We start from the raw sequence: 12055 nt of genomic DNA on the forward strand, positions 1-12055 counted from the left end.
GCCCCCATCATCCCCGACCGGTGGACGCGGGCGTAACCCGGCTGGTCACCCGGCCGTTTGGCGGAAGCCGGCCACCGCGGTCTCGAACACCGGGCGGTAGATGTCCCATTGGGCCTTCGGGGCGGAGAGGTAGATCGCGTACTCCCGGCCGCCCGGCTTGCCGAAGCCGAGGTCGATCGCGCGGTAGTCCCGTACCTGGCCCTTGAAGGTGAACTGCCAGATGGCGGCCTGGTCGCCGAACCTCGTTGTGGGGTCGAGGCGTTCGCGGTGGTAGCCGTCGACCTGGCCGCGGGTGACGGGTTCCAGGTTCAGCCAGTGCTGGTACGGGTTGGTGCTGCCGAAGTCCAGCGCGCTGATCTTCAGGCCGACCAGCCCGGTCGGGTCGACGTAGTTCACCTCGTCACCGCCGTCCTTGACGTTCTCGGTCCAGTCGTCGGGGACGGGCACGAAGTAGTCGCGGTCGGACCGCGTCGCCAGGTGGTAGCCGGCCGGGACCGGGGGCGGCGGGGGTGTGGTCACGGGCGGCGTGGGGGCCGTGGTGGGCGGCGGGGCAGTGGTGGTGACCGGGCCGCCGGTGGGCCCGGGGTCGGTGCCGCCGTTGTCCGAGGACCGGAAGTGGGCCGCCGTGACGGCTCCCCCGCCGGCCAGCACGGCGGCGGTGACGGCGCCCGCGATCCAGGGGGCGGTACGGCGGCGGCGCGGCACGCCGTGACCCGCGTACGGGGGCGGCTGGGGGTGGGTGCCGGAGGGGTACGGACCGGGTTCGTACGGGCCCGGGTCGTACGGACCGGGCCGGTAGGAGCCCGCCCCGTACGGAACCGGCTGCTGCGCGCCCGGCGGGTACGTACCCGGCCGGTGGGCGCCCTCGCGGTGGTCGGTGCCGTCGGCCGGGGGCTCGGTGGGCCGGCTCCCGCCCCGGGCCGGGAAACCGCCCTGCTCGACCAGGGCGGTGTCCGGCTCGGCCGCCGGGACACGCAGCATCCGCTCCGCCTCCGCCGCGGACAGCCGCTTCTCCGGTTCCTTGACCAGCAGGCCCGAGATCACCTGGATGAGGGCTCCCGCATGGGCGGGGGGACGCAGCGGCTCCTCGGCTATGGCGTACGCCGTCTCGATCGCGGTCGGCCGGCGGAACGGGGACTCGCCCTCGACGGCCTGGTAGAGCGTGGCGCCCAGCGCCCACAGGTCGGCCTCGGGTCCGGGCAGGGCGCCGCGGATGCGTTCGGGGGCCAGGAAGTCGATGGAGCCGATGAGTTCGCCGGTACGGGTGAGCGTGGAGGTGCCGGACGCCTGGGCGATGCCGAAGTCGGTGAGCACCACCCGGTCGCCGCCGTGCCCGCCGGAACGGAAACAGTCGCCCGCGCCGGCCTCCCCGTCCCCCAGCAGCACGTTGCCCGGTTTCACGTCGCGGTGCAGCACGCCGGCCCGGTGGGCGGCGCGCAACGCGGCGATCATCCCGCGACCGATCCTGGCCGCCTCCTCCGGCGACATCGCGCCCTGCTGCTTGAGCCGTTCACTCAGCGTCACCGAAGCCACGTACTCCATGACGATGGAGGGCAGTCCGGCGTCGTCCACCACGTCGTGCACGACGATGACGTTGGGGTGGCTGATCCGGGCCGCGGCGCGGGCCTCGCGCCGGGTGCGCTCGAAGAGCGTGGCCAACTCGTCGTCATGCATGTGCGGCTGCGGCGGGTGAAGCTTCTTCACCGCGACCTGACGGCCGAGCAGTTCGTCCTCGGCGCGCCAGACCGTACCCATGCCGCCGCGGCCGATCCGCTCCAGCAGCCGGTAACGGCCGGCCACCAACCGCCCTTCCTCCACCTGTTCGACCATCTCGCGTCCTCCGCCCGCTCCCCCGTCCGCGCGTGCGCTGCTGCCGCGCCGCTGCCGAGCCCAGGCGCCGTGCGCTGAACCGCGCTTGACCGCGCCTAGAGGGGCACGATATCCGGCGCTCCGAGCCGGGCGGCATCCGCGGTCTGGTCGTCGGGCTGACGTTGCGACTCGCGCTCGGCCTCGACCCGCTTCTCGTAGTGCTCGACCTCGTTGTCGATCTGTTTCTCGTCCCAGCCCAGCACGGGGGCCATCAACTCGGCGGCCTCGCGGGCGCTGCGGGTGCCGCGGTCGAAGGTCTCGATGGAGATCCGGGTCCGGCGGGTGAGCACGTCGTCCAGATGGCGGGCGCCCTCGGAGGTCGCCGCGTAGACCACCTCGGCGCGCAGGTAGTCGTCGGCGGCGGCCAGCGGCGCGCCCAGCGAGGGCGTCTCCTCTATCAGGGCCAGCACCTCCTCGGCCAGCGAGCCGTACCGGCCCAGCAGATGCTCGACGCGGGCGACATGCAGTCCGGTACGGGCGGCGATGCGGGCCCGGGCGTTCCACAACGCGCGGTAGCCCTCGGCGCCCAGCAGCGGCACCTCCTCGGTGCAGCACGCGGCGACCGAGTGGTCCAGGCCGTGCACGGCCTCGTCCACCGCGTCCTCGGCCATCACCCGGTACGTCGTGTACTTGCCGCCGGCCACCACGACCAGGCCCGGTGCCGTGTGCGCCACCATGTGCTCCCGGGAGAGCTTGCTGGTGGCGGCCGACTCACCGGCCAGCAGGGGGCGCAGCCCGGCGTACACACCCTCCACGTCGTCCCTGCTCAGCGGGGTGACCAGCACCGCGTTGACATGTTCGAGCAGGTAGTCGATGTCGGCGCTGGACGCCGCCGGGTGGGCCTTGTCCAGGTCCCAGTCGGTGTCGGTGGTGCCGATGATCCAGTGCCTGCCCCACGGGATGACGAACAGGACGCTCTTCTCCGTGCGCAGGATCAGTCCGCTCTTGGAGTGAATCCGGTCCTTCGGCACCACCAGGTGGATGCCCTTGGACGCGCGTACGTGGAACTGCCCCCGTTCGCCGACGAGCGCCTGGGTGTCGTCGGTCCACACCCCGGTCGCGTTGACCACCTGGCGGGCCCGGACCTCGTACTCGCCGCCGCCCTCCACGTCCCGCACCCTGGCACCGACGACGCGTTCACCCTCCCGGAGGAAGCCGACCACCCGGGTCCGGTTGGCGACCAGCGCCCCGTACGAGGCGGCGGTGCGTGCCAGGGTCATCACCAGCCGCGCGTCGTCCACCTGCGCGTCGTAGTACTGCAACGCGCCGACCAGGGCGTCCTTGCGCAGCGAGGGCGCGCTCTGCAGGGCGCGCTTACGGGTGAGGTGGCGGTGGACCGGCAGGCCGCGGCCGTGCCCGGAGGAGACGGACATGGCGTCGTACAGCGCCACGCCGGTCCCGGCGTAGAGCCGCTCCCAGCCCCTGCGCTGCAACGGGTAGAGGAACGGAACCGGCCTGACCAGGTGCGGGGCGAGGCGTTGCAGCAGCAGGCCGCGCTCCTTGAGCGCCTCGCGGACCAGGCCGAAGTCCAGCATCTCCAGGTAGCGCAGGCCGCCGTGGATCAGCTTGCTCGACCGGCTCGACGTGCCGGACGCCCAGTCGCGGGCCTCGACGAGCCCGGTGGTCAGCCCGCGGGTGACGGAGTCCAGCGCGGTGCCGGTGCCGACCACGCCGCCGCCGACCACCAGGATGTCCAGTTCCTGTTCGGCCATCGCGGCGAGGTCTTCGGCTCGCTGCGCGGGTCCGAGGTTTGTCGTACGCATCGCTGCCTCCGTGCCTGCCGGTCGGGGTCCGGGCCCCGGCTTCAGGGAGCCCCGACGGCGGGGTTCCGGCGCGGGGCTCCTTCTTCGATAGTGACCGTCCGCCGGGCGGGCGGCCACCCTGGGCGGTCCGAACCCGGCGGGCCCCGGCGGCGCGCCGTGCGGTCATATCAGTGATTTGTCTGGTTAGCCTGTTTTAAGGCGTCGCCCGCCAGGAGAAGGACGGACCCATGCCCGCAGACCTCGCCGTACTCGGACTCGGCCGTACCGGGCTCCCGCTCGCGCAGGCAGCCGCCGCGGCGGGGATCGGCGTCGTCGGCTACGACCCCGATCCCGCCGTCGCCGACGAGATCAACGCAGGCCGCGTACCGCCCGGCACCCTGGCCACCGCCGACCTGCGCCGGATGCTCGCCTGCGGCTTCCGGGCCACCGCCGACGCCGCGGTGCTCGGCCGGGTCAGGACCGCGGTGATCTGCGCGCCCACCCCGCTCGGCGAGGACCGCGCCCTCGATCTGACCGCCGTCGCCACCGCGGCCCGCGCGCTCGCCGCCCGCCTGCGCCCGCACACCACCGTCGTCCTCGAATCGGCCGTCTACCCGGGCACCACCGAGGGATTCCTGCGCCCGCTGCTGGAAGCCCGCGGCCTGCTGGCCGGCCGCGACTTCCACCTGGCCTACTCCCCCAGCCGGCTCGACCCCGGCAACCGCGACCACCGGCTCACCAACACCCCGAAGGTGGTGGGCGGTCGCACCTCCGCCTGTACGGAGGCCGCCGCCGCCTTCTACGGCCGTTTCACCGAGCGGATCGTACGGGCCCGCGGACTGCGCGAGGCCGAGGCGGTCAAGCTGCTGGAGACCAACTACCGCCACGTCAACATCGCCTTCGCCAACGAGATGGCGGTCTACTTCCACGACCTCGGCGTGGACCTGTGGGACGTGATCCGGTGCGCCGAGACCAAACCGTTCGGCTTCCAGGCGTTCCGGCCCGGCCCCGGCGTCGGCGGCCCCGCGGTCGCCCTCGACCCCAACGCGGCGCCCCCCTTCACCACAGGCCGCTCCCGTACCCCCGGCCACCCCCTGCGCATGGTCGAACTCGCCCAGGAGGTCAACGGCCGCATGCCCCGCTACGTGGTCCAGCGCGCCGCCGCCCTCCTCAACGAACACGGCAAGTCGCTGCGCGGCGCCCGCGTCCTGCTGCTCGGCGTCACCTACAAGGCCGACCTCGCCGACCAGGAGGGCGCCCCCGCCCACGAGATCGGCGCACGCCTGATCGAACTCGGCGCGCAGCTCTGCTACCACGACCCCTTCGTGCCGCAGTGGCGCGTCCTGGACCGTCCCGTCCCGCGCGCCGACTCCCTCTGGGAAGCCGCCGCCGACGCCGACCTGACCCTGCTCCTGCAGCACCACCGCACGTACGACTTGCAGGGCCTGACCGTCAAGGCCCAACTCCTCCTGGACACCCGCGGCGCGACACCCGCGGGCGCGGCGGCGCGACTGTGAGGCGCGTGCCTGTCGTGGTCTTGTAACGAGCACCCGAATACTCTTGTCCGGTTGTCAGTGCCCCCTGCTAGATTCCGGCGTCATTCCTTCGCACGCCGCAACCTCGTGCGATTCCTTTTTTGCGCCCCCGGGGGACCCTTCATGAGCGCCAACTACCCGCCGCCGCAGCAGCCACCGGCCGGCCAGAACCCGTTCGCCCAGCAGCCCTACGGGCCGCCGCAGCCTCCGTACGGCGCGCCCGCCCCGGCCGGGTTCAACGGCCCCGCCTACCCGCCGCCCCCGGTCGCGCCCGCGCGGGACAACGCGGGGCTCGGCATCGTGGTGGGCGTCGCGGTCATGCTCGTCGCGGTTTTCGCCTACGCCGGCATCATGCGGGCCATGGCCAAGGACGACGGGACCTACTCCGAGGTCGGCTACGCCGCCCTCGGCGTCGGCCTGCTCATCGGTGCCGCGATGGGCAAGGCCGGCGGCCGGAACCCGGTCCTGCCGATCGCCGGCCTCGTGCTCTCCCTGCTCGGGGTCTTCCTCGGTGAGATCGTCGGCCTCTCCATGATCGCCAGCCACTACGCCGCGCTGGGAGGCGCGGACATCTCCTGGTTCACGGTCCTCACCGACCACTTCGGCGACGTGTTCGACCAGTGGAAGCACGACTTCGACGTCACGTCGTTCTTCTTCCTCGCTCTCGCCGGCGTCGAGGGATTCGTGATCACCAGGCGCGTCGCGCGCTGACCGCACCGGCACATGGCTCGGGGGCCGGTACCGCGCGAAGCGGTACCGGCCCCCTGCTCGGTCGGCGACGGACTCAGCGGTGGTGGGTCGGGGAGACCGTCACCTCGACGCGCTGGAACTCCTTGAGGTCGGAGTAGCCGGTGGTGGCCATCGAGCGGCGCAGGGCGCCGAAGAAGTTCATGGAGCCGTCGGGCGCGTGGGACGGGCCGAGCAGGATCTCCTCGGTCGTCCCGGCCGTACCGAGGTTCATCCGCTTGCCGCGCGGAAGCTCGGGGTTGACCGCCTCCATGCCCCAGTGGAACCCGCGGCCCGGCGCGTCCGTGGCGCGGGCCAGCGGGGAGCCCATCATCAGGGCGTCCGCGCCGCACGCGATCGCCTTCGGCAGGTCGCCGCTGGCGCCGAACCCGCCGTCCGCGATGACGTGCACGTACCGGCCGCCGGACTCGTCCATGTAGTCGCGGCGGGCCGCGGCCACATCGGCCACAGCGGTGGCCATCGGCACCTGGATGCCCAGGACGTTGCGGGTGGTGTGCGCGGCGCCGCCGCCGAACCCGACGAGGACGCCCGCGGCACCGGTCCGCATCAGGTGCAGCGCCGCGGTGTACGTGGCGCAGCCGCCGACGATGACCGGCACGTCCAGCTCGTAGATGAACTGCTTCAGGTTCAGCGGTTCGTGCGAGCCCGACACGTGCTCGGCGGAGACCGTGGTGCCCCGGATCACGAACAGGTCCACGCCCGCGTCCACCACGGCCTTGGAGAACTGCGCGGTGCGCTGCGGCGAGAGCGCGGCGGCGGTCACCACGCCCGCGTCCCGCACCTCCTTGATCCGCTGCCCTATCAGCTCCTCACGGACCGGCGCGGCGTAGATCTCCTGCAACCGGGCGGTCGCCCGCGAGTCGTCGACCTCGGCGATCTCCGCGAGCAGCGGCTCCGGGTCCTCGTACCGCGTCCACAGCCCTTCGAGGTTCAGCACCGCCAGCCCGCCCAGGTTCCCGATCCGGATCGCCGTCTCCGGCGACACCACGGAATCCATCGGCGCCGCGAGGAACGGCAACTCGAAGCGGTACGCGTCGATCTGCCACGCGATCGAGACCTCCTCGGGGTCCCGCGTCCGCCGGCTCGGCACCACGGCGATGTCATCGAACGCGTATGCCCTGCGGCCCCGCTTGCCCCGCCCGATCTCGATCTCAGTCACAACCCGCGCCTCTCTCTCCTGGGTTTGCGCCCCCAGTATCCCGCACGCGCCGCCGGGAGCGGACAGAGCGGGACAGGGGGCCCGGAAAGGAAAGAGCTCAGCCGTGGTAGTTCGGCGCCTCGACCGTCATCTGGATGTCGTGCGGGTGCGACTCCTTCAACCCCGCCGCCGTGATCCGCACGAACCTGCCCTTGGTCTCCATCTCCGCGACCGTCGCCGCGCCCACGTACCCCATGGTCTGGCGCAGGCCGCCGACGAGCTGGTGGAGGACGGCGGCCAGCGGACCCCGGTAGGGCACCTGACCCTCCACGCCCTCGGGCACGAGCTTGTCGTCCGTGGCGACCTCGGCCTGGAAGTAGCGGTCCTTGGAGTAGGAGCGGCCCTGGCCGCGGGACTGCATCGCGCCGAGCGAGCCCATGCCGCGGTAGGACTTGAACTGCTTGCCGTTGATGAACAGCAGCTCGCCGGGTGATTCCTCGCAGCCGGCCAGCAGGCTGCCGAGCATGACGCTGCTCGCCCCCGCGGCCAGCGCCTTGCCGATGTCGCCGGAGTACTGGAGGCCGCCGTCGCCGATGACCGGGACGCCCGCGTCGAGGCACGCCTGCGCGGCCTCGTGGATCGCGGTGACCTGCGGTACACCGATGCCGGCCACGACCCGGGTGGTACAGATCGAGCCCGGTCCCACACCGACCTTGACGCCGTCCACGCCCGCGTCGATCAGCGCGCGGGCGCCGTCACGGGTGGCGACGTTGCCGCCGACCACGTCCACCGGGACGTTCGACTTGATCTTGGCCATCCAGTTCAGCGCGTTGCTGTTGTGGCCGTGCGAGGTGTCCACGACGAGGAAGTCCACACCGGCCGCGACCAGCGCCTGGGCCCGCTCCAGCGCCTCGGGGCTGGCACCGACCGCCGCGCCGACCAGCAGCCGGCCGTCCCCGTCCTTCGCCGCGTTCGGATACTGCTCCGCCTTGACGAAGTCCTTGACGGTGATCAGGCCCTTGAGGCGGCCCTCGTCGTCGACCAGCGGCAACTTCTCGATCTTGTGGCGGCGCAGCAGCGCCATCGCGTCCACCCCGGAGATGCCGACCGTACCGGTGACCAGCGGCATCGGGGTCATGACCTCGCGGACCTGCCGGGAGCGGTCGGTCTCGAAGGCCATGTCGCGGTTGGTGACGATGCCGAGCAGACGGCCCGACTCGTCGGTGACCGGGACGCCGCTGATCCGGAACCGGCCGCACAGCGCGTCGGCGTCGGCGAGGGTGGCGTCCGGGCGGACCGTGATCGGGTCGCCGACCATGCCGGACTCGGAACGCTTGACCAGGTCCACCTGGGCGACCTGGTCCTCGATCGACAGGTTGCGGTGCAGCACGCCGACGCCGCCCTGCCGGGCCATGGCGATGGCCATCCGGGCCTCGGTCACCTTGTCCATCGCCGCGGACAGCAGCGGGATGTTCACCTTCACGTGGCGGGAGATGAGCGAGGAGGTGTCCACCTGGCTGGGCAGCACCTCTGACGCCCCCGGCAGCAGCAGCACATCGTCGTAGGTGAGTCCGAGCGTGGCGAACTTCTCAGCTACTCCGTCGGCGTTCAGCGTCATGACACCTTCCCGAATGGTCTTGCCCGGCGAGTTGTTCAATGGTAGTGGCTTCGCCGGCCTTCCTCTGACGTGCGACACCGTGGGTCACGGACCGGCAACCGTGTGTTCGTATGCCCGTACGACCATCCGCCCGTACGCCGCCGGGCGCCGTGTCACACCGTCCGCCGCGGACGCTACGCGCTCAGTCCTCGCGCGTCGCGAGCCGACGGGGCCCCCGCCGACATCTCCTCCGCGATCGCACGCAGCCGGCTGAGCGCGCGGTGCTGCGCGACCCGTACCGCCCCCGGCGACATCCCGAGCACCTGGCCGGTCTCCTCGGCGCTGAGACCGACCGCGACCCGCAGCAGGACGAGTTCCCGCAGGTGGTCGGGGAGCCGTTCGAGCAGCTTCTTCGCCCAGGCCGCGTCGCTGTTGAGCAGGGCGCGCTCCTCCGGGCCGAGCGAGTCGTCCGGTTTCTCGGGCATCTCGTCGGACGGCACGGCCGTGGAGCCGGGCCCGCGCATGGCGGCACGCTGCAGGTCGGCGACCTTGTGCGCGGCGATGGAGACGACGAACGCCTCGAACGGCCGCCCGAGATCCCGGTAGCGCGGCAGCGCACAGAGCACCGCGAGACAGACCTCCTGTGCGAGGTCGTCCACGAAGTGCCGCGCGTCACCCGGCAACCGCGACAGACGGGTGCGGCAGTACCGCTCGGCGAGTGGATGCACATGCGCGAGCAGCTCGTGCGTGGCGCGCTGATCGCCGTCGACCGCGCGACGTACGAGCGCACCAATGGCCGGGGTGTCGTCGTCGCGCATCCACCCATGGTGCCTCGCCACGGGACGATCCGCCGCATCGCGACCGTACTTCTGCACCGAAGCGTTATGAGCGGCCGAAGCCGACGCTGTCATCTCCGCCATGTGAGGCCCCCGCCGATCCCCGAGGAAGTCCATACGTCAAGCATGCGTCCTCCCCCGGGAAACCGAGGACTCGTGGGCGACTTCGTCGGCGCTTCGGCGGCATTCGCGCGGGTAAGCACCGGTACGGCCGCCCGCGCGCGTACACGTCGGGGCCCGCTCGGGCTGCGGATCACGGCTGGTCGCGGCGTGCCCGCGCGGCCGGCCGCGGCTATCGGACCAGGCCCCAGCGGAAGCCGAGTGCCACCGCGTGTGCACGGTCCGACGCGCCGAGTTTCTTGAACAGCCGCCGGGCGTGGGTCTTGACGGTGTCCTCGGAGAGGAACAGTTCGCGGCCGATCTCGGCGTTGGACCGGCCGTGGCTCATCCCCTCCAGCACCTGGATCTCGCGGGCGGTGAGGGTGGGCGCCGCGCCCATCTCGGCGGAGCGCAGCCGGCGCGGGGCGAGCCGCCAGGTGGGGTCGGCGAGCGCCTGCGTGACGGTGGCCCGCAGTTCGGCGCGCGAGGCGTCCTTGTGCAGGTACCCCCGGGCGCCCGCCGCGACGGCGAGCGCCACCCCGTCGAGGTCCTCCGCGACGGTGAGCATGATGATGCGGGCGCCGGGGTCGGCGGAGAGCAGCCGCCGCACGGTCTCGACGCCGCCGAGGCCCGGCATCCGCACGTCCATCAGGATCAGGTCCGAGCGGTCGGCACCCCACCGCCGCAGCACCTCCTCGCCGTTGGCCGCGGTGGTTACGCGCTCGACGCCGGGCACGGTGGCCACCGCGCGCCGCAGAGCTTCTCGGGCGAGCGGGGAGTCGTCGCAGACGAGTACGGAAGTCATGACCGCCCCCCGCAGCTGAACCGCGTCACGTTGTGCCTCCAGGCTGTACGAAGTACGAATCTTCACCGTTGGGGCCGACGGATCGGGCAGGTGCCCGAATCACGTGTTCCGCCGACCACTTCCGCCACACTCAACGACCCTCACCCGAAAGAGTTACGAAGTTTGGTCGCCTCGATCGGCACTCTACGTGTTCTCGTACATACGATCCGTCCACGCCGCAGGTCAGACGGGTGAGAGGGGAGCTTTTCGGGGTGGGAGGGTTCGCCGCAACGCCACTCGGCATGGGCTGGATGCCGCCGAACAGGTGTTATGCCTGGTTCACGGGGTTTTGCACTGTTTGGCCGCTCTTTTCTGGTGTACGGGCTAATGGCCGCTAGATTGGCGATGAGTCATATTTACATCTACTCCGACAGTAGATGTACCGTCGAGAGGGCGAGCGAGCCTCCCGACCGTCACGCACATCACGCACCCTTCGAGGGGATGAGCAATGGCAGACTTCTCCCGCCTTCCGGGCCCCAACGCCGACCTCTGGGACTGGCAACTCGTGGCCGCCTGCCGCGGCGTCGACAGTTCGCTGTTCTTCCATCCCGAAGGCGAGCGGGGTGCCGCCCGCAGCGCCCGCGAGGCCGCCGCCAAGGAGGTCTGCATGCGCTGCCCGGTCCGCCTGGAGTGCGCCACGCACGCCTTGGCGGTACGGGAGCCCTACGGCGTGTGGGGCGGACTGACCGAGGACGAGCGCGAGGCCATGATGGGGCGCGCGCGCAACCGCGTACTGAGCCCGCAGGGCGCCACGACACCCTGAAGAATCGATTCTGCACAGGGGTCCGGGAACAGCATGGAGTGCGCCCTTCCGCGGACCCGCCGCCGGTCCGGCCCACCGTCCGCCCCTCCGCGGCACCGCCCGCGCCAGCCGGTCCGGCCCACCGTCCGCCCCTCCCCGGACCCGCCACCCCGATCCAGCGCACCGTCCGCCCCTCCGCGGACCCGCCCGCGCCAGCCGGGCCGGCGTCATCTCCACCCCGTCGGCACCTCGGCGGCTCGGCGCCGCCTGGTCGGCCGGCCGGCTGGACCGGGGTGGCCGCGCGCCGTCGCGGCCGTCAGCGGGAACCGCCCCTCCGCCCGGGGCGGGAATCTCGGTGGAGGTTGCCCGGGGGGCGTGCTGGAATGCGGGGATGGACGTGGTGCGGGTGCGGGGGTTGTTCGACGGGCAGCTGCGGCGGGGGGCCGTGGTGGACGGGGGCTCCGGGCGCCTTGAGCGCGCCGAGGGGGTGGTGCGGCAGGTCGGGGGCGCCGCGCACGAGTGGACCGGGGTGCTGTGGTCGGAGTTGGACGAGGCGAGCGCGGACGCGGCGATCGCCGCGCAAGTGAGCTGGCTGGCCTCGCCGGAGGGGGCGGACCGGGAGTTCGAGTGGAAGCTGTACGCGCACGACCGGCCCGCCGACCTCGGGGACCGGCTGCTCGCCGCCGGGTTCACGCCGGAACCGCCGGAGACGCTGATGGTCGCGGAGACCGGCACACTGCCGGTGGACTGCCCGCTGCCCGACGGCGTACGGCTGGCGCCGGTCACGGACGCGTACGGTGTCCAGCTCCTGGCCGACGCCCACGAGGCGGCCTTCGGCACCAGCGCCGACCGGCTCCGCGCGCGCCTGCTCGACCAGGTCGCGCGCGGTGACGACACCCTGAGCAT

The 12055-nt window shown here is 72.3% G+C and carries 9 protein-coding genes and 1 pseudogene; 4 read left to right on the forward strand and 6 right to left on the reverse strand.

From position 1 onward, the window contains the following. Positions 1–45: 45 nt before the first annotated feature. Both VIW71_RS26135 and VIW71_RS26140 read right to left on the reverse strand, forming a co-directional pair. A complete protein-coding gene (locus tag VIW71_RS26135; protein WP_331625102.1) occupies positions 46–1830 on the reverse strand; it encodes a serine/threonine-protein kinase in 1785 nt (594 codons plus the stop codon). 95 nt (positions 1831–1925) lie between these two features. Beyond that, complete coding sequence (locus VIW71_RS26140) at positions 1926–3632, reverse strand: glycerol-3-phosphate dehydrogenase/oxidase (RefSeq protein WP_331625103.1); 1707 nt, start codon at positions 3630–3632, stop codon at positions 1926–1928. A gap of 227 nt (positions 3633–3859) precedes the next feature. Here VIW71_RS26140 and VIW71_RS26145 point away from each other — a divergent pair, with 227 nt between their 5' ends. Together VIW71_RS26145 and VIW71_RS26150 are read left to right on the forward strand one after the other, a co-directional pair. Continuing rightward, positions 3860–5128, forward strand: coding sequence for a nucleotide sugar dehydrogenase (locus VIW71_RS26145; RefSeq protein ID WP_331625104.1), 1269 nt, complete (start codon positions 3860–3862; stop codon positions 5126–5128). 141 nt (positions 5129–5269) lie between these two features. After that, on the forward strand, positions 5270–5857 hold the full coding sequence (locus tag VIW71_RS26150) for a hypothetical protein (protein WP_331625105.1): 588 nt from the start codon (positions 5270–5272) through the stop codon (positions 5855–5857). Between the two features lie 73 nt (positions 5858–5930). Here the strand turns inward: VIW71_RS26150 and VIW71_RS26155 are convergent, their stop codons facing one another. From VIW71_RS26155 to VIW71_RS26170, 4 genes are all read right to left on the reverse strand, one after another. Then, positions 5931–7052 carry a GuaB3 family IMP dehydrogenase-related protein gene (locus VIW71_RS26155; RefSeq protein WP_331625106.1) on the reverse strand — a complete coding sequence of 374 codons (1122 nt, stop codon included), beginning with the start codon at positions 7050–7052 and terminating at the stop codon, positions 5931–5933. Positions 7053–7149: 97 nt separating this feature from the next. Next, complete coding sequence (gene guaB / locus VIW71_RS26160) at positions 7150–8649, reverse strand: IMP dehydrogenase (RefSeq protein WP_331625107.1); 1500 nt, start codon at positions 8647–8649, stop codon at positions 7150–7152. 173 nt (positions 8650–8822) lie between these two features. Then, positions 8823–9446 (reverse strand): sigma-70 family RNA polymerase sigma factor, encoded by a 624-nt coding sequence (locus tag VIW71_RS26165; protein WP_331625108.1) that lies wholly within the window; start codon positions 9444–9446, stop codon positions 8823–8825. Positions 9447–9756: 310 nt separating this feature from the next. Next, a complete protein-coding gene (locus VIW71_RS26170) occupies positions 9757–10368 on the reverse strand; it encodes a response regulator transcription factor (RefSeq protein WP_003948568.1) in 612 nt (203 codons plus the stop codon). A 487-nt stretch (positions 10369–10855) separates the two neighbouring features. Here VIW71_RS26170 and VIW71_RS26175 point away from each other — a divergent pair, with 487 nt between their 5' ends. Together VIW71_RS26175 and VIW71_RS26180 are read left to right on the forward strand one after the other, a co-directional pair. Further along, complete coding sequence (locus tag VIW71_RS26175; protein WP_331625109.1) at positions 10856–11170, forward strand: WhiB family transcriptional regulator; 315 nt, start codon at positions 10856–10858, stop codon at positions 11168–11170. Positions 11171–11540: 370 nt separating this feature from the next. Next, positions 11541–12055, forward strand: a pseudogene (locus tag VIW71_RS26180) (GNAT family N-acetyltransferase); the annotation flags it as partial.

The organism is Streptomyces sp. (assembly GCF_036524955.1).
In the GTDB taxonomy this organism is placed as follows: domain Bacteria; phylum Actinomycetota; class Actinomycetes; order Streptomycetales; family Streptomycetaceae; genus Actinacidiphila.

Excerpts from the sequence above, each read along its gene's own strand:
- VIW71_RS26175 (WP_331625109.1), top strand. The coding sequence starts at position 10,856 with ATGGCAGACTTCTCCCGCCTTCCGGGCCCCAACGCCGACCTCTGGGAC.
- VIW71_RS26140 (WP_331625103.1), bottom strand. The coding sequence starts at position 3,632 with ATGCGTACGACAAACCTCGGACCCGCGCAGCGAGCCGAAGACCTCGCC.
- VIW71_RS26135 (WP_331625102.1), bottom strand. The coding sequence starts at position 1,830 with ATGGTCGAACAGGTGGAGGAAGGGCGGTTGGTGGCCGGCCGTTACCGG.
- VIW71_RS26150 (WP_331625105.1), top strand. The coding sequence starts at position 5,270 with ATGAGCGCCAACTACCCGCCGCCGCAGCAGCCACCGGCCGGCCAGAAC.
- VIW71_RS26165 (WP_331625108.1), bottom strand. The coding sequence starts at position 9,446 with ATGCGCGACGACGACACCCCGGCCATTGGTGCGCTCGTACGTCGCGCG.
- guaB (WP_331625107.1), bottom strand. The coding sequence starts at position 8,649 with ATGACGCTGAACGCCGACGGAGTAGCTGAGAAGTTCGCCACGCTCGGA.
- VIW71_RS26145 (WP_331625104.1), top strand. The coding sequence starts at position 3,860 with ATGCCCGCAGACCTCGCCGTACTCGGACTCGGCCGTACCGGGCTCCCG.
- VIW71_RS26170 (WP_003948568.1), bottom strand. The coding sequence starts at position 10,368 with ATGACTTCCGTACTCGTCTGCGACGACTCCCCGCTCGCCCGAGAAGCT.